20 protein-coding genes and 1 pseudogene are annotated in these 16,425 nt (G+C 67.4%); 12 read left to right on the forward strand and 9 right to left on the reverse strand.

Annotated features, from left to right (window positions below; translation table 11 throughout):
• Positions 1–2 precede the first annotated feature (2 nt).
• The 3 genes from ASF51_RS18415 to ASF51_RS18425 are packed head-to-tail and all read right to left on the reverse strand — an operon-like array spanning position 3 to position 2,046.
• Complete coding sequence (locus ASF51_RS18415) at positions 3–269, reverse strand: hypothetical protein (protein ID WP_055933455.1); 267 nt, start codon at positions 267–269, stop codon at positions 3–5.
• A gap of 56 nt (positions 270–325) precedes the next feature.
• Positions 326–922, reverse strand: coding sequence for a hypothetical protein (locus ASF51_RS18420; RefSeq protein WP_055933458.1), 597 nt, complete (start codon positions 920–922; stop codon positions 326–328).
• A 53-nt stretch (positions 923–975) separates the two neighbouring features.
• Positions 976–2,046, reverse strand: a complete 1,071-nt coding sequence (locus ASF51_RS18425) for an alpha/beta hydrolase (protein WP_055933461.1) — start codon at positions 2,044–2,046, stop codon at positions 976–978.
• Between the two features lie 341 nt (positions 2,047–2,387).
• Between ASF51_RS18425 and ASF51_RS19495 the strand changes: the two genes are divergently transcribed.
• From ASF51_RS19495 to ASF51_RS18450, 5 genes are read left to right on the forward strand one after another with little or no spacing between them, the layout of a single operon-like run.
• Positions 2,388–3,008, forward strand: coding sequence for a PH domain-containing protein (locus ASF51_RS19495; RefSeq protein WP_082480623.1), 621 nt, complete (start codon positions 2,388–2,390; stop codon positions 3,006–3,008).
• 34 nt (positions 3,009–3,042) lie between these two features.
• Positions 3,043–3,969, forward strand: coding sequence for a DUF5996 family protein (locus tag ASF51_RS18435; protein ID WP_055933467.1), 927 nt, complete (start codon positions 3,043–3,045; stop codon positions 3,967–3,969).
• Positions 3,970–4,000: 31 nt separating this feature from the next.
• On the forward strand, positions 4,001–4,492 hold the full coding sequence (locus ASF51_RS18440; protein WP_055933470.1) for a hypothetical protein: 492 nt from the start codon (positions 4,001–4,003) through the stop codon (positions 4,490–4,492).
• 37 nt (positions 4,493–4,529) lie between these two features.
• Entirely contained in the window at positions 4,530–5,054 is a 525-nt protein-coding gene (locus ASF51_RS18445; protein ID WP_055933473.1) for a hypothetical protein, read from the forward strand.
• Positions 5,051–5,800 (forward strand): SDR family NAD(P)-dependent oxidoreductase, encoded by a 750-nt coding sequence (locus tag ASF51_RS18450; protein ID WP_055933476.1) that lies wholly within the window; start codon positions 5,051–5,053, stop codon positions 5,798–5,800. Before ASF51_RS18445 ends, ASF51_RS18450 begins: the two co-directional genes overlap by 4 nt.
• Positions 5,801–5,864: 64 nt before the next feature.
• On the opposite strand, the gene ASF51_RS18455 is transcribed toward ASF51_RS18450, so the two are convergent.
• Positions 5,865–6,335 (reverse strand): Lrp/AsnC family transcriptional regulator, encoded by a 471-nt coding sequence (locus ASF51_RS18455; protein WP_055933479.1) that lies wholly within the window; start codon positions 6,333–6,335, stop codon positions 5,865–5,867.
• A gap of 99 nt (positions 6,336–6,434) precedes the next feature.
• Here ASF51_RS18455 and ASF51_RS18460 point away from each other — a divergent pair, with 99 nt between their 5' ends.
• Positions 6,435–7,091 (forward strand): YitT family protein, encoded by a 657-nt coding sequence (locus ASF51_RS18460; RefSeq protein WP_055933482.1) that lies wholly within the window; start codon positions 6,435–6,437, stop codon positions 7,089–7,091.
• 332 nt (positions 7,092–7,423) lie between these two features.
• On the opposite strand, the gene ASF51_RS18465 is transcribed toward ASF51_RS18460, so the two are convergent.
• Positions 7,424–8,494: an NYN domain-containing protein gene (locus ASF51_RS18465; RefSeq protein ID WP_055933486.1), complete on the reverse strand. Its 1,071-nt coding sequence runs from the start codon at positions 8,492–8,494 to the stop codon at positions 7,424–7,426.
• Positions 8,495–8,600: 106 nt separating this feature from the next.
• The gene (locus tag ASF51_RS18470) at positions 8,601–9,023 is read right to left on the reverse strand and encodes a VOC family protein (RefSeq protein WP_055933489.1); all 423 of its coding nucleotides are present in this window, start codon (positions 9,021–9,023) and stop codon (positions 8,601–8,603) included.
• A 198-nt stretch (positions 9,024–9,221) separates the two neighbouring features.
• Here ASF51_RS18470 and ASF51_RS18475 point away from each other — a divergent pair, with 198 nt between their 5' ends.
• Positions 9,222–11,369: an acyltransferase family protein gene (locus ASF51_RS18475; RefSeq protein WP_055933492.1), complete on the forward strand. Its 2,148-nt coding sequence runs from the start codon at positions 9,222–9,224 to the stop codon at positions 11,367–11,369.
• Positions 11,370–11,428: 59 nt separating this feature from the next.
• Entirely contained in the window at positions 11,429–12,034 is a 606-nt protein-coding gene (locus ASF51_RS18480) for a DUF998 domain-containing protein (protein WP_055933495.1), read from the forward strand.
• 6 nt (positions 12,035–12,040) lie between these two features.
• Here ASF51_RS18480 and ASF51_RS18485 read toward each other — a convergent pair whose 3' ends face one another.
• The gene (locus ASF51_RS18485) at positions 12,041–12,904 is read right to left on the reverse strand and encodes an alpha/beta fold hydrolase (protein WP_055933498.1); all 864 of its coding nucleotides are present in this window, start codon (positions 12,902–12,904) and stop codon (positions 12,041–12,043) included.
• A 161-nt stretch (positions 12,905–13,065) separates the two neighbouring features.
• Between ASF51_RS18485 and ASF51_RS18490 the strand changes: the two genes are divergently transcribed.
• A complete protein-coding gene (locus tag ASF51_RS18490) occupies positions 13,066–14,019 on the forward strand; it encodes a helix-turn-helix domain-containing protein (RefSeq protein WP_055933500.1) in 954 nt (317 codons plus the stop codon).
• Positions 14,020–14,058: 39 nt separating this feature from the next.
• On the opposite strand, the gene ASF51_RS18495 is transcribed toward ASF51_RS18490, so the two are convergent.
• Together ASF51_RS18495 and ASF51_RS18500 are read right to left on the reverse strand one after the other, a co-directional pair.
• Positions 14,059–14,577, reverse strand: coding sequence for a 2'-5' RNA ligase family protein (locus tag ASF51_RS18495; protein WP_055933503.1), 519 nt, complete (start codon positions 14,575–14,577; stop codon positions 14,059–14,061).
• Positions 14,578–14,580: 3 nt separating this feature from the next.
• On the reverse strand, positions 14,581–14,988 hold the full coding sequence (locus ASF51_RS18500) for an arsenate reductase ArsC (protein WP_055933507.1): 408 nt from the start codon (positions 14,986–14,988) through the stop codon (positions 14,581–14,583).
• Positions 14,989–15,103: 115 nt separating this feature from the next.
• Here ASF51_RS18500 and ASF51_RS18505 point away from each other — a divergent pair, with 115 nt between their 5' ends.
• The 3 genes and pseudogenes from ASF51_RS18505 to ASF51_RS18515 all read left to right on the forward strand — a co-directional run.
• Complete coding sequence (locus ASF51_RS18505) at positions 15,104–15,484, forward strand: PLD nuclease N-terminal domain-containing protein (protein WP_055933510.1); 381 nt, start codon at positions 15,104–15,106, stop codon at positions 15,482–15,484.
• 141 nt (positions 15,485–15,625) lie between these two features.
• Positions 15,626–16,120: a GNAT family N-acetyltransferase gene (locus ASF51_RS18510; RefSeq protein WP_200926164.1), complete on the forward strand. Its 495-nt coding sequence runs from the start codon at positions 15,626–15,628 to the stop codon at positions 16,118–16,120.
• 87 nt (positions 16,121–16,207) lie between these two features.
• Positions 16,208–16,425: pseudogene (locus ASF51_RS18515) on the forward strand (hypothetical protein); the annotation flags it as partial.

Here is a 16,425-nt window from a genome sequence, read left to right on the forward strand (position 1 = left end):
ACCTAGGAGATCACGCGCCACTCACGGAAGAACTCCACGACAGTCTTCGAGTGCAGCTCGCCGTGCACCTGCGCGAGCAGCCGACCCGCCTGTGCCCGATCGCCGGCCTCGACTCGCAGCTCGACCGCGCCGGTGTCGTGGCGCGTGACGACCAGCTCGCGCCGCGGCCGCAGCAGCCAGGTGCGCCCGGTATCGATACGCGCATCCAGATGATTGGATGCCGGGTCGAACGCGTCGGACTGCATGCTCGCTGCGGGATCGATGGCCATGCATCGAGGCTAGAGGCGCCGCGAACGGCGGGACAACCCCCTGCGCTGCGTTACGACTAGAGCTCGTCGGAGCCCGACTCCTCGCCCCACGACGAGATGGTGGCCGGGATGCGCAGCTCGCCGTCGGCCGCGCGGGCCACGACGTCGACATGGTTGAGTCGGCTGGCGGGCACCCCGTTGCGCGAGACGAACCAGGTGCCGAGCATGAGCGACGGGCCGGGGGCCGCGACGCAGGCGCCCATCACGGTGAACGCGCCGTAAGCGAGCTCGAAGTAACGGGCCGCGACCACGTCGCCGTGCTGCAGGGTCGGAACGACATCGACCGGATCACCGGAGGGCAGCGCCGCGACCTCCTCGTCGCTGAGCTCGGCGACGCCGTCCTCAGCGGCGACGGCGGCTGCCTGCGGGTCGACGATCTCGAGAAGCTGCAGCGACTTGTCGGGCTTGAGGTTCGCATCCAGAGCCCGGCCCGCGATCATGAACGAGTTCGTCGTCTTGGAGAAGTGCGCCCGACCCTCGATCGACACGACCCCGTAGCGCGGGGTCGAGAACACGGCCTTCACGAGATCGCCCGATTTCAGCTCGGCGATGGATGCCGTGAGTCCCTTGACGTTTCGCTTGCCGGGGATGGTCAGCTCGGAGATGGACGGCACGGGGCTTCTCTCATTCGGTGGGTGTCGACATCCATTGAAGCACCTGGTGCCCGTCAGGATGCGTCGGTGTGCGCTTCGAGGAAGGCCAGCGTGCGATCGAGCGCGGTGTGCGCATCGTCGTAGTCGAGGTGGAACTGGTACTCGTGGGGGAGGGCCGGTTCGTGGTCGGCCGCCCAGAACAGCTCGTCGACCTCGACGCCGGCGGCCTTCAGCGCGTTCGACATCGGCACCGATTCGACCCAGGTGAGGGCGTCGCCGTTGCCGCCCGAGATGTAGGTGGGCGGAAACTCGGATGTGACGAAGCCCAGGCTCGACATCGTGGCGCCCGCAGAGGTATCAGACCAGTCCTTGGTGCCGGTGTAGGCCCACAGCGAGATCTTGAATCCCCACGCCTCGATGCCGTTCAGCTCGGACATGCGCTGCAGGTCGTAGACGCCGCAGTTGAGGATCGTGCCCACGAGTTGAGTCGGAGACAGGGCCGGATCAATGCCTACGACGGTGGCGTAGGAGGGATTCGTCGTGATGCCCGCGAGCTCGCTGGCGAGCTGTGCGCCGGCCGAGTCTCCGGCGAGCAGGATCTGGTCGGCGTCGACGCCCAGTTCGGCGGCGTGATCATCGATGTAGGCGAGCGCCTCGTTCAGCTGGAAGACGGCCGTCGGATAGATGGACTCGGGTGCGATCGAGTAGTTGAGCCCGATCGTCGTGTACCCCTCGGCGGCGAGGATCTTCAGGTAGGGAGCGACGTTGCTCTTGTCGCCGGAGATCCACGCGCCGCCGTGGATCCAGACCACCGTCGGGAGCGGGCCGTTCGCGGATTCCGGGCGGAACGCATCCAGTGTCGTCGCGGCGCCGTCGGTGCCGTCGCCGTACTGCACGTCGAGCGTCTCGGCGATTCCGGATGGCGGAACGTAGGGCAGCATCTCGGCCACCGTGTCGCGCCCGCCCTTCTCGAAGACGGCCCGGATGAGCATGCTCGACGCCCAGGGCGAGGCCGAGGTGATGATCGAGATCACCAGCGCCACCGCGAGCACGGCGCTGAGCACCGTGATCGTTCGTCGCGCTCGTCGAGAGAGCCGACGCGGCGTGCCCCAGGTGGGCGAGTCCGTGTGCGTGTGCCTGATCATGATCCCCCGATCCGCGATCAGTCTGACAGCACAGGCGTCGCACGACAACACACTGTGTGTCGCACCGCGCGGTCTATCTGCGTCTGGCCGCCGAAATGCCGACCGCGCACAGCGCGACGACGAATGCGATGAACACGATGGCGGCCGCGTAGACCTCGCCGGATTCGTCGAGATGCATCGGATGCCCTTCGATAGGTCGTGCCCGAGCGGGGTGCAGCGGTTCCAGTCTCGCCTCACACCGGTGAATACGCGAGGAACGCGAGGCGTACGCGACTCGAACCCTGCGGGAGGGTGCGGTGCGACCCTCCGCCGGTTTACGCTCTGTTCGGGGGTAACAAGCTATGAGTGATGTCGCTGCGGGTTGGTACGACGATGGATCCGGGGGAAAGCGCTGGTGGGACGGCCGAGCGTGGACCGCTCGCCAGGCCGACATGCCGAAGCCGACCGCCTCGTACACCCCGAAGCCCAAGTGGCCCGAGGGCACACGCTGGGCTGCCGTGGGCAATCCCATCTCGAAGGTCGGCGGTGGCCGCTACCTGCTGATCCACGACCATCTCTTCGTGCACATCGGTGATGCGGCCCGCACACTGCACGACATCGCGGTGATCGACATCGCCGAGATCGACGTGGTGCAGAGCACCCTGCAGAAGACCCGCGGGCTCGCGACCATCAGGGTCACGGTCGGCCACGGCGACGACTCCAACCAGCTGACGCTCGACGACGTGAAGGAGTTCCGCGAGGGCGTCGCGGCCATCACCGGGGCCATCGCCGACGCGCGGCTCGCGGCCAACGGCGGGCTGGCATCCACCGAGCCCGAGCCTGTTGTCGAACAGGCTCCGGATGCCGCGGCGCACGCTCGCGACTTCATCGCCGAGCTGGGTGCGTTGGCCGCCTACCACCGCGACGGAGTGCTCACCGACGAGGAGTTCGCGGCCGCCAAGCGCAAGCTGCTCGCGCTCTAGCGTCTGCCTGACGGCGACGAGGCATACTCGAACGATGGAGCATTTCGAAGCGGCACCGTACGACGACTGGCAGCACACGAAAGAGACGCTGCACCGCTTCGTGCAGATCGTGGGCAAGGTCAGACTCGCCGCGAGCGTGCGACGCAACCACTGGTGGAACGTGCCGTTCCACCTCACCGCGTCGGGCATCACGACTCGGCCCATGGGGTTCGACCCCACCTTCGCGATCGACTTCGACTTCATCGACCACCGGGCGATCGTGCAGAACACCGACGGCCGCAGGGCCAGCGTCGCGCTCGTGGGGCAGTCGGTCGCCTCGTTCCACGGCGACCTCCTCGAGGCATTGCGCTTCATCGGCGCGCCGGAAGCCGCCGAGAGCATCGTCGACGCGCATCCATTCGACCTGCCCGACGCTGGCCGTGCGTTCGCCGACGACACCGAGCACGACGCCTACGACCCGGTGGCGGTGTCGCGCTACTGGCGCGTGCTCAGCGACGTGAACCTCGTGCTCGAGGAGTTCAGTGGTCGGTTCTCGGGCAAGACGAGCCCGGTGCACCACTTCTGGCACACCTTCGACATCGCCGCCACGCGGTTCTCCGACGTGGTCGTGCCGCACACGGCCGAGTCCGATCCGGTGACCCGCGAGGCGTATTCCCGCGAGGTCATCAGCGTGGGCTTCTGGTTCGGAGATCCGAGCTACCCGGCCCCGGCCTGGTACGCCTACACCTCGCCCGAGCCCGAGGGGCTGGCAGACGAGCCGCTGCCCGGTTCGGCGCAGTGGCTCGATCGCGGCGCGAGCCATCTGGCCGTTCTGTCGTACGACGCCACTCGGGAGAGCGGAGATCCGCGCGCCGCCGCGCTCGAGTTCTTGCAGGCCGCCTACGAGGCCGGAGCCCGGCGCGCCGGGTGGGACATCGAGCGCTACGCGTGCGTCGATGGCGTCACGGCGGCCATACTCTAAGCACACGCCCCGAGAGCACAGAGGACCTGTCATGACATTCGAACCCCCGGCCGTTCCGCCGTCGTACACGCCGCCGCAGTCGCCGGCGCCCCAGGCTCCCTCGTATCAGCAGCAGCAGCCGAGCTATGCGCAGCAGCCGCAGCAGCCGCAGCCCCAGCAGCCTCACCCCGGCTACCCGCAGCAGCCGGGCCAGAACGCACGGCCGCCCCGCGTGAAGAACACCCTGGGCTTCGTCTCCGCGATCCTCGGCGCCTCGGGCTTTCTGCTCGGGTTCATCTTCACGTTCATTCAGCTGGGCATGTACGCGACGAACAGCACGAGTGCCTACGGTCTGCTCGGCGGAACGCAGTCGGTGCTCGACGCTCTCCTCGGTCTGGGAGCCATCGCCCTCGGTGTGCTCGGCTACCTCAAGGGCGGCCCGTCGAAGCTCCTCGCCATCGTCGGAACGACGCTCGGCGTCGCCCTGCTGCTCGGAGTGCTCAACGGACTGATCTTCACGATCGCGCTGCCGCTCATCTACTGATCCGCCAGACCGCTCCCGCTCCTCGAAAGGACGCCACGTGCAGCTGCCCCAGATCTACCTCGCGATAGAACCCACGGGGCCTGCCCAGTGGAACGCGATCACCTTCGGACCCCTCTTCCACCAGAATCTGTCGGCCTCGGGAAACGGCCAGGGCGGGTCGGTCGTGCGAGTGGTTCAGCACGGCACGCGCGCTGTGCTGAACGATGATGTCGACATCTCGATCGAATTCGGCATGGATGCGGCGGCCATCCAGATCGACGCGCTGCTCGACTGGGTGAAGCCCGCCAATTTCGAGTACGACAACGCACGCCCGTTCTTCGTCGACCTCTTCTACCGGGGCGAACTCGTCGACCGCGTGATCGCCGTGTGGATCGACCAGTACAGGGCGGCTCTGCCCCTGCCCTACTCGGTCACGGCAGACGGCGGGGTGAAGGGCGCGGTGCCCACGTGGCACGTGTCCCGACGCAGCTTCCTGCTAGTGAGACTGATCGACCAGCTGCGCGGCGGGCTCGAGTTCGATCGCTACTTCGCCCTGTCGGGCCTGTCGCTCGACCGCGCATGAGCCGCTTCGGGGGAATACGGGTCGTCGTCGTCGGGGGTGCCGGGGGAATCGGCGGTCGCATAGCCGAGCGCTTCGCCGAGGAGGGCGCCGACGTCCTTGTGCTCGACCTCCTGCGCGGAGCCGACCCCGCGCTCGGCGGGGCCTCGTCGGCCGGGCCGGGCCGGGGCATCCGGCACTGCGACCTTGTCGATGCGGTGAGCGTCGAGGCGGCCTTCGCGGTGGCTCTCGCGGAACTCGGCGGCATCGACGTGCTGGTGAACAGCGCGGGAATCCTCGCCCGAGGGAGCCTGCTCGACCTGGCGCCCGAGCGGTGGGACCTGGTGATGGACATCAACGCGCGCGGCACGCTCTTCGCCATGCAGCACGCCGCCCGCGCGATGATCGACCAGGGCGCGGGCGGAACGATCGTGAACATCGCGAGCATGGCGGCCAAGGCCGGCGGCGGCGACGAGGGCGCCTATGCGGCGTCGAAGGCCGCGGTCGTCGGGCTCACCCGCGCGGCCGCTCTCGAATGGGGAGAGCATCTGATCCGGGTCAACGCGCTGCTTCCCGGGTACGTGCTCACCGACATGGGCAAAGACACGCGCACCGACGAAGACGTTGCCACCTGGTCGAAGAAGTCGCCGTTGGGGCGCCTCGGCACACCGGATGACGTGGCCGGGTTCGCCCTGTTCCTCGCGTCGGTCGATGGCGAGTACCTCACGGGCCAGTCGTTCAACGTCACCGGTGGGATGATCATGCACTGAGTGACGACGTCGAGTGTGCAGTTGTCGTGCGTGCGATTCGAACGAACCGACAGCTTCTGCTCACTCAGGCCTCGGCGGCGCGCTCCAGGAGTGGGCGCAGCCGCAGGGGCATGGTCTCGACCAGCGAGATCGTGGTGTTCGTGCGCACCACGCCCTCGATGGCGAGCATGGCCACGGTGATGCGGCGCAACTCCTCGGTGCTGCGGGCGAGCACCTTGACGAGCAGGTCGGCCTCACCGGTGGTGGAGTGGATCTCGACGACCTCGGGCAGCTCGGCGAGTCCGGCCTCTGCCAGGTGTCCCGTGGCCTGGCTGATCGCGATCGACACGAAGGCGACGAGTGTGTAGCCGAGGGCCGCGGGGTCGACGCGGCGGCTCGGCTCCTTGAGGGCGCCGATGCGTGCGAGTCTGGCGAAACGGGCGTGCACCGTGTTGCGGGCGATGCCGAGCGTGCGCGCGAGAGACAGGATCGTGGCATCCGGGTTGTCGTCGAGCGCGAGCAGAAGGCGAGCGTCAAGCGAGTCGAGAGTGTCCATGCATGCAGTTTGTCACTTCATAGGCTCTGGATGTCTCACCATGCGCAGTGAGATCGGGCTCGGTTGCGCGCATGCCCGATCCGCTGAGAGCATCAGCCCATGACGACGTCTCCCGTGCTGCCCGCCTCCGCCCTCCCGGCATCCGCGCCGGTGACCCAGGCCTCGCCCGGGCACACGATCGTCGAAGACATTCTGGCGATCCTCACCGGCACGATCACGACGTCTCTCGGGCTGTTCCTGCTGAAGAGCGCAGGCGCCGTCACCGGCGGAACCGCGGGCCTTTCGCTGCTCATCAGCTACGCGACCGCCCTGCCCTTCCCCGTGCTGCTGCTCGTGGTGAACGCTCCCTTCTTCGTGCTCGCGTTCTGGAAGAAGGGTGTCGCGTTCACCGTGCGCACCATCATCACCGTGGGACTGCTGTCGGTGTTCTCCTCGATCATCCCGACGCTCGTGAGCTTCGAGCACATCGACGCGGTCTTCGGCATTCTCGTGGGCAACTTGCTCGCCGGCGTGGGCATGCTCATTCTGTTCCGGCACGGGTCGAGCCTGGGCGGCTTCAACGTGCTCGCGCTGCTGATGCAGGAGAAGTTCGGGTGGCGTGCTGGCTACGTGCAGATGGCGCTCGACGTCACGGTGGTGCTCGCGGCGTTCGCGGTGGTGTCGCCGTGGGTGGTGCTGGTGTCGGCCGTGGGTGCCGCTGTGCTCAACGTGGTGCTCGCCCTGAACCACCGCCCGGGCCGCTACGTGGCCGGCTGACCTACGCCCCTCGTTGGTCGAGCTTGTTGAGACGGAACCCCTTCGACAGGCTCAGGGAGCGGCTGGTTCTGTTCGTCGAGCTTGTCGAGACGGTTTCCCTTCGACAGGCTCAGGGAGCGGGAGGTTTCGTTCGTCGAGCTTGTCGAGACGGATTCCCTTCGACAGGCTCAGGGAGCGGCTGGTTCCGTTCGTCGAGCTTGTCGAGACGGTTTCCCTTCGACAGGCTCAGGGAGCGGCTGGTTCCGTTCGTCGAGCTTGTCGAGACGGAACCCCTTCGACAGGCTCAGGGAGCGGGCCGCTCAGGGAACGGGGCCGCTCAGGGGGCGGGCCGCTCAGCGCTGCGTGTCTGCCGAGGCGAGCAGGCGGATGAGCCGCTGCTGCCCCTCTTCGGCCAGCTCGGCCACGTCGTCACGCGAGGCCAGGAAGTCGGTGAACGAGCGGTAGCCCAGGGGCTTCTCGTTGAACGACGGGTCCATGCGGCGCATCTGGTTCTTGACCGATCCGGTGTTCAGCCACTCGTCGGCATCGCCCTTGGCATGGCCGATCTGCAGCGCGCGGACGAGCAACTCGGTGGCCACCTTCTGCGCGTCCTCGGGCTCGGGCTCCGGCTCCTCGAAGGGGGCGTCCTCGGTGTGCGAGAACATGGGAACGGTGACTCGGCGCGACCGGGCGGGAGCCTTCTTGGGCTCGACCTCGGCCTCTACCGTGTCGTCGGCACCGGAACCGGCCTCCGCGGCCGAGGCCGGGGCATCCACCGTCTTCTTCGAACCGCGGCGCGACGACGACGAACCCGCGGGGGCGACCACCTCGGGCCGCTTCTCGATGCCGGGCAGCGAGTCGTAGTCCTCGAACTCGTCGCAGGCTGCGGCGAGCGAGGTGCTCGTCGAGCCGGCCACGCCGATGCCCACGACGAAGCGGCCGAGACGCTTGGCCTTCTGCGCGAGGGCGATGTAGTCGGAGTCGCCCGCCACGATGATCACGTGCGTGAGGTCGGGCAGACGGAAGAGGTCTTCGACCACGTCGACGGCCAGGCGGATGTCTGCCCCGTTCTTGGTGCCGCGGGTCGTGGTGGTGAAGAGCTGGGTGAGGTCGACGGCGCGCGACATGAGCTGGCGCTGGTAGCTCGCATTGACCGGAACGGACCAGTCGGCGTAGGCACGGTTCACGACCGTGGTTCCGAAGCTGGCGGCGAAGTCGATGATCGCACTGAAGTCGACGGTCGCTGCGGCCAGGCGGGCGGCAATCTCCGGGTCGTTGTTCGGGTCGCTCTTGTCGAAGTCGCGGATTCCGTCGCGCTGGAACGCGTTGCGCCCGTGCAGCTGCTGGTAGCGCGAGATGACGATGTTGTCGAAGTCGATGTAGAGGCCGACGCGGGCGTCGACGGGTTCGGTGGTTTCAGCCATGGTGAGCTCCTCGGTCGGCGGAAGACTCAGTAGCGATCCGGTGTGGACTTCCAGTCTCCCGCGACCCGAGTGCCCAAGGCAACACGTGTCGCCGTCGGCTGAGAGGTCAGTCGGTCGTCACGAAGATGCAGAACGGATGCCCGGCCGGGTCTGCCAGCACCACCAGCGCCTCGGCGGGGTCGTCGATGCGGTCGTCGAGAAGGGTCGCGCCGAGACTCAGGGCCCGGATGTTGTGGGTGCGGAGATCGTCGAGCGTGCGGACGCTGAAATCCAGATGCAACTGCTGGGGCCTCGGGCCTTCGGGCCAGGTGGCCCTCTCGAGCTTCTCGACCTGCTGGAAGGCGAGCAGTCGTCGCTCGTCTTCGCCGAGCAGCACCAGCCAGTCGGCGCCGACCGGATCGGGCTCGCCCGCCGGGGGTGCTTCATCTCCCGGCTGGTACATCAGGCCGAGAAGCTCGCGGTAGAACTCGGCCAGCTCACGGGCGTTCTCGGTGTCGAGCACGATCTGGCGAAACGCAGGATGGGTCATGGGTCGATTCTCCCTCCGTAGCCGGAGCTTGTGGAAGACCCCGTTCCCTGAGCCTGTCGAAGGGGGAGCGGTGACGAGAGTTCCCTTCGACAGGCTCAGGGAACGGAGGTGGCGATCAGGGAACGGGCTCGTTGGAGAGTGCTTTCATCGGAGGCGCGATAGGCTCTGCACGGCTCAGACGGGGGAGACGAGTAGTACGTGACGCGCGAGAACAGCACCGTGATGCCTGACACCACACCCGAAACCGAGGCGAGCGGACCTCGCACAGTGAGGGCCGACATCCAGGGCCTTCGGGCGCTCGCGGTGGTGGCGGTCATCGTGAACCACGTGATCGGCTGGCCGAGCGGCGGCTTCGCCGGCGTCGACGTCTTCTTCGTGATCTCCGGCTTCCTCATCACCGGTCTGCTGCTGCGCGACCACGAGCAGCACGGCCGCATCTCGCTCGCCGCCTTCTACGCCCGCCGCATCCGCCGCATCGTGCCCGCCGCCCTGACCGTGATCGTGGTGACCGCGGCCGTCGGCTGGTTCCTCTTCAACCGCGCTCGCAGCATGTCGACGATCTGGGACGGCGTTTCGTCGTTGCTGTTCGTGGCGAACTGGCGCTACACGGCGCTCGGCACCGACTACTTCCACGCCACAGACCCGGCCTCGCCGCTGCAGCACTACTGGTCGCTGTCGGTGGAGGAGCAGTTCTACCTCGTCTGGCCGTGGCTGGTGATCATCGTGCTCGCCATCGCGGTGAAGCTGCTGCGCTCGCCCGCGAGGGCCCGCGTCGCGCTCGGCGTCGTGATGGCCGCGATCGTTGCGGCGTCGTTCCTGTATGCGCTGCAGCAGACGTCATCCAGCCCCACGGCCGCGTACTTCTCGACCTTCTCGCGCGCCTGGGAGCTGGGCGCCGGAGCCCTGCTGGCGATCGCCGCGCCGCTGCTCGCCAAGCTGCCCGCGGGCATCCGAATCGTCGTCGGATGGCTCGGCCTGCTCGCGTTGCTGTGGTCGTTCGTGCTGGTCACCGATTCGACGCCGTTCCCGGGGCCGGGCGCCGCGCTCGCGGTCGGCGCGACGATGCTCATCATCGCCGGCGGAATCGGCGGGCGTCAGCGCTCCCTCTTCGTGCTCGACAACCCGCTGAGCGTGTACATCGGCAACCTCTCGTACTCGCTCTACCTGTGGCACTTCCCCGTGCTGATCTTCGCGCTGCTGCTCATGCCGGAGCAGACGCCCGTCGTCACGGCGATCATCTTCGGCCTCACCCTCGCCATCTCGATGATCGCGTTCTATCTGATCGAGCAGCCGTTCCACCACTCGCCGCTCCTGCGCCGCTCCGGCTCGCGAGAGAAGAGCCGCGAGGCGTGGCAGGCGTGGCGCGACCGCTTCGGAGCACACGCGATCCTCGCGACGGTGGCCCTGATGGTCGTGGGCGCCGGAGTCGGGCTCGGATCGTTCAGCGTGCTGCGCGACCACACGCCGATGGCCGCTCCCGTCGCGGCACCGGTACCCGCCGAGAACCCCGAGGTGCAGCTGCAGGCAGACCTGGCCGCCGCCCTCACGGCGACCGCGTGGCCCGACAACCTCTCGCCCTCGATCGACGACGCGATGTCGCAGACGTCGACCAACAACCCGGCCAGACGTTGCTTCGACATCGGTGACACACCGAACTTCGACGACTGCACGTGGGGCAACCGCAACGCCCCGCAGCACATGTATCTCGTCGGGGATTCGACGGCGATGGCCTACGCGCCGGCCTTCAAGGCGATGGCCGAGGCGAGCGGCGACCAGTGGCAGATCACCACAGTCGGGCTCTACGGATGCCGCTTCACCGACGTGCTCGTGCAGAACGACGGCGACGGGGTGATGGATGCCTGCCCGCAGCGCAAGCAGGACGTGGCCGATCGCATCCGCGCCGACGCGCCCCAGCTCATCGTGATGTCGAACGCCTTCGCGCTGGGCCAATCGAGCAACCGCCAGCCGCTGTCGACGGGCGACCTCGTCGCATCCACCCTGGCCGAGGCGGCCCAGTACAACGCCGCGGGCCGCGTCGTCTACCTCGCGCCGCCGCCCCTGGGCGCTCCCCTCGGGCAGTGCTACTCGCGGGTGTCGAGTCCGATCGACTGCGCCGTGAACGTGGATGCCGCGTGGAACGACTTCGAGGCCGCCTTCGAGGCGGCGGCCCCGGCGACCGGCGACCACGCCGTGAGCTCGCTGCCCTTCAGCTGCGTCGACGGTCAGTGTCCCGCCTTCGCGGGCACCCTGCCCACCAAGTACGACGAGGTGCACATGACGGTGCAGTACTCGGAGCATGTGGCACCCGCGATCCGGTGGGCATTCATCGCCCAGGGCCTGATGTAGTGGTGCATGATCGACAGTGAACGCTGCCGACGACTGAGCGCGACCGAAGGAGAATTCGAATGGTGATCGCCATCGCCGTGATCTCGCTGCTGGGCGTGCTCGTGTGCGCGTCGTGTCTGGTCTACCTGCACATCGCGCCGACCGCACTCAATCCGGTGCGCGACCCCGTGAGTCAATACGGCATCACCGACTACTTCACCTTCTACCGCGCCGCGGCCCTTTCGCTGGGCATCGCGTCGCTCACCCTGGCGGTCGCGCTTCTCGAGGCCCTGACCGAGGCGAACGCTGCGGGCATCGTCTTTCTCGTGATCCTCGGTTTCGCCCGGTTGACGATCGGGTGGGTGCCCATGGATGCGCCGGGCGCCCCGCGAACCTCGACCGGCCTGCGGCACAACCTGCTGGCCACCGCGTTCTTCGCGTCGGCCACGGTGGCGGCCTTCCTGTTCACGGGCACGTTCGCCGGCGACCCCGCCCTGTCGGGCATCGCCCCGGCCTCGGGGGTTCTCGCGTGGGCGATGGCGGTCTTCAGCGCGCTCATTCTGTTGACCAGCCTCGTGGGCCCCCTGAAGAAGTACTTCGGTCTGGCGGAGCGTCTGCTCTATGTGGCCGTGCTCGCGTGGGTCGCCACGGTCGCGATCGCACTCATCGCGAGCGTCTCGAGCTGAGTATTGTCAGACGAACCGTTTGACGAAGTCCAGGGCCACGGCGGCCACATCCGGCCACCCGTGGTCGATCACGAGCGAGTGTCCCCGGTCGGGGATCTCGACATACTCGGTGACTCCTTCGTTCCGGCTCTGCAGCTTGTAGCTGCCGTGGGTGAAGGCGATGGGAGCGGTGTTGTCCTTGGTTCCCGCGACGATGAGCAGAGGGCGCCGGTTCGGGTTCTTGACATCGAGCGCGGTCTCTCCGCCGAAAGGATTGAGGTTCGCCGTGGCCGCCTGGAACAGGGGCGCACCCGATGCCGGAACGTGGTACTTCTCGAAGAGCTCACGCGCTTCCTCGTCATCGAGGTTGTTGGCCCAGCCGAACTTGAACTGCTCATACGTCAGCGACACGGCTTTTCTTCTGTTGCCGAGTCTTCCGATCACCGGCGCAGCCGACTTGAGCGACTCGGCGGGCAAGGGCAGCACGCCCTTGAACGGCGCGTTGTCGATCGCCACTGTCGCCGCAGATGCACCCTCGTCGGCGATCTTCTGTGCGATCAAGCCTCCGAAGGAATGGCCGATCACCGCGGGCTTCGATGTCAGACGCGAGATCGCCACCAGATAGTGATCGGTGACCTGCTGCACCATCTTGTGGGCGAAGACCTCGGGGTGCGCGAACGCCTCCTCGACAGTCGCCGGGTCGTCAGGCCACCCCGGCGCGATCGTGGTGTAACCGGCCGCCTCGAACGAATCGCGGAATCCCTGCCACGCACTGGCGAGCAGCCAGAGCCCGTGCACGAACACCACCGGCTTGAGGCCGGACTCGTTCGCTCGGTCGATCTCCGTCTGTTCCCACGCGGCCAGTCCGGTGGAGGGTGATGTCTCGGTCATGAGTGCTCTCCTTCTCTCGTTGATCACAGACGGTAGGGCAGCGCTCGCCGACGGGTCTTGAACAGGAGCGAACCCGGCTGGCCCGCAGCCGAACCGCTCTGGTCTGCGCGTCCCGGGCGCATTAGTGTGGCCGAAAGTCGTATCCGCCGGGGGGAGGTCCCGTGTCTGCTCGCATCGATGTCACGGGAGTGCCGCCGACAGATCGGCTCGAGCTGCTGCGCGAGATGATGGCACGCACTCGAATCCCCCTGGAGATCCATCCGAGCGACATCGACCGGTTCCGTGCGCACAGTCGGATCGCCGATCTTGGCGATCTCGGTGTGCAGACCACTCGAGGCAGCTCGGCCGCGATCGTGCGCACGCCCAAGCTGGCGCGCGACGATGCTCCGCCGAGCCTGGTCATCGGCCTGGTCAGCGAGGGAACGAGCGCGATCAGGCACCACGGTCGACACTCGGTGCTCCGACCGGGCGACATCACCGCCTACTGGTCGATCGATCCCTACGGACTCACGTTCGAGACCGACACGGTGCGGCACTCCTTCACGATCTCCCTCGACCGCCTCGGCCTGCCGGCCAGCGTGCTGAAGGCTCAGCTCGGCAGTCGCGTCGGACAGGGGTCGGCGCTTCAGGCGATCGTCTCCGCCCACCTGGCGCAGCTCGCTGTGCTTGCTCCGAGGATGACGCCCGCCGAGCGGAGAGCCCTGGAGCAGCCGACGATCGAGCTCATCAGGGCGCTACTGGCCAGTGGCATCGACGACGGTCGCGCGCGGGGGCCTCTCGCGGAGACGCTCGAACTGCGAATCATGACCTTCCTCGAGACGCACTTCGATGACCCGGCGCTCGACGTGGCAGCAGTCGCCCACGCGCACGGAATCTCCGAACGGTACGTGCAGCTGCTGCTCGCGCGCCGCAACGTGTCGATGGGCGAGTGGGTGCGCATGCGTCGTCTGGCAGCGGCGGCGGAGACACTCGCAGACCCGGCTCAGCGCCTCGTGACCATCTCGGCCATTGCAGCCCGGTGGGGGTTCGCCGATCACTCTCACTTCACTCGATCGTTCAGGGCCGCCTATGGGGCCACGCCGCGCGCCTGGCGTGAGGAGCGACTCGGACGGTGACGGTGCATCGCCCGATCGCGATCATCGCAGTCATCGCGCCTATCGCGAGCTGAGGGGTGTCACCGTGCGCTCGACCGCGTTCCACAGGCGCATGCCGGTCGCCTCTCCGACGATGTCGTCGCCGAGCAGGCCGAGCGCCTGAGGCAGGTCGTCGAGCCGGATGCGGCGGGCCAGCGTGACGTGCGCGACCCACACGCCGGGGTGCGAATGCGCGACGAGGCCCTCCTGCCGCACGGATGCGTGAACAGAGGCCTGCAGCTCGAGCAGTGCGGCCGTGGGTGTGACGAGCCGCGCGAGCACACGGCGGTCGCCACTGCCGAAGAGCACGGGCGGCCCGATGGTCACGGGCAGCGGAAGAGGTGGCGCCTCGTGCGCGGCGGCGTGGTCGACGAGCTCGAGGGGCGTTCCCACTACGAGGGTGAGATGCGGCCGGTTGCTGTCGGATCTGTGCGCGCCGAGGCTCGAGAAGCCGGCGCGTTCCAGCGCATCCCATTCGCCCCTGATCGCCTTCTCGATCTTGTCGTCGAAGGTGAGGTCGATGCTGGAGAGGGCCGTCACGGATCAGGCCCTGGGCAGGAGTTCCTGCAGTAGGGATTCGACGCGCGACCTGATGGAGTCGCGGATCTCGCGAACCTCGTCGATGCCCTTGCCCGACGGGTCGACGAGCTCCCAGTCCTCATAGCGCTTGCCGGGGAAGATCGGGCAGACGTCGCCGCAGCCCATGGTGATCACGACGTCGGAGTCGCGGACGGCCTCCGTTGTCATGAGCTGGGGCACCTCGTGCGAGATGTCGATGCCCTCTTCGGCCATGGCCTGGATGGCGACGGGGTTGATCTGCGGCCCGGGCTCCGAGCCGCCGGAGCGCACCGTGACGGCGCCCTTCGACAGGGCGGTCATGTAGCCCGCGGCCATCTGAGAGCGGCCCGCATTGTGGATGCAGACGAAGAGAACGGTGGGTGCGTCGGTCATGGGATCACGGTACCCGAGCTGTGTGAACGCAACACCGAGAACGGTACTTCGGGTTCCAATCCGGCTTGTATCGAATGCTCGATTCCACCGACGGTGTCTCACTAGACTGGCGCGCATGTCGATCGTGTTCTCCGTCGTTCTGTTCGCGCTGCTGATCGGTGCTCTCGTCGACATCATTCTGCGCAGCGACGAGCAGGTGAAGCATCTGCCCAAGATCGTGTGGGTCCTGCTGGTCATCTTCCTGCCGCTCATCGGCAGCATCCTGTGGTTCACGATCGGGCGCGAGTACAACCAGCGCGTCGACCTGGGTTCGTTCGGCGATCCGCGTCGCCGCGAGAAGGCGTCGCGCGCGGCATCCGCCGCGCCCACGATGCGGGCGAAGACCACGGAAGAGGAGCTGGCCGACCTCGATCGCGAGATCGAGTTCTACAAGCAGCAGGATCGCATCCGCCGGCTCGAGGCCGAGCTCGACGAGCGGCGTGGCACGCAGGAGTAGCGTCGCGCGGCTGCGTCCTCGCACTGAGGTGCGGAGAATGGTCGCTTCGTCTGCCGGGGATGCGACATTTTCCCGCACCTCAGTGAGGTGCTTGCCAGGCATGATGGGTTCGTGCGCGTCATCAGGAGTCCTCGTCTTGCGATGCGCCCGTGGGAACTCGAGGACGCCGCTTTTCTTTTCGACCTCGAGTCTCGGTGGGAGACGGTGCGCTACCTGACCCCGAATCCGACGGTCATGGCATCCGTCGACGAAGCCGTCGCGTCGATCGGCCGGCGTCGCGCGATCGATCACCCTGTGCACGGAATCTGGGCGATCACGCTTGCCGAGAGAGGCCGGCTGCTGGGCAATCTGCTCCTCAAACCGATCACGATGAGTTCGGCGCTCACCCGGCTGGAGCCGGTCGAGATCGGCTGGCACCTGCATCCGGATGCCTACGGCCGCGGCTACGCGACGGAGGCGGCAGATGCGGTGATGCTCGACGCTGCCGCTCAGGGGCTGGAGTCCGTCGTCGCCGTCGTCGATCCGCGCAACGACGCGTCGCAGCGCGTGTGCCGGAGGTTGGGCTTCACCGAGCGTGGCGTATCGCATGACTTCTACGGCGCCGACTACATCGTGTTCGAGAAGTCGCTTTTGTAGAGCTGTCGGATCTACACCAATCCGATCTGTCGGGGGTGGCGAACTATATGTGTCCGCAACAACTCCCCAGCAAAAGGAACTCACATCATGCGCTCCATCGCCAAGACCTCGATCAGCCTCGCGGCTGCCGGTCTCCTCGCTTTCTCGCTCGCCGCCTGCTCCACGACGTCTGAGACCACGGAGTCGACGTCGTCGTCGCCGTCGTCTTCTGCCGAGTCCACCCCGACGCCGGTCGCGTCGATCCCCGAGCTCACCGGTGTCGACACCGCCGTGCTCCTCGACGCCGACTTCGCCGCCGCCCTCAC

This window comes from Agreia sp. Leaf283, from assembly GCF_001422485.1.
In the GTDB taxonomy this organism is placed as follows: domain Bacteria; phylum Actinomycetota; class Actinomycetes; order Actinomycetales; family Microbacteriaceae; genus Agreia.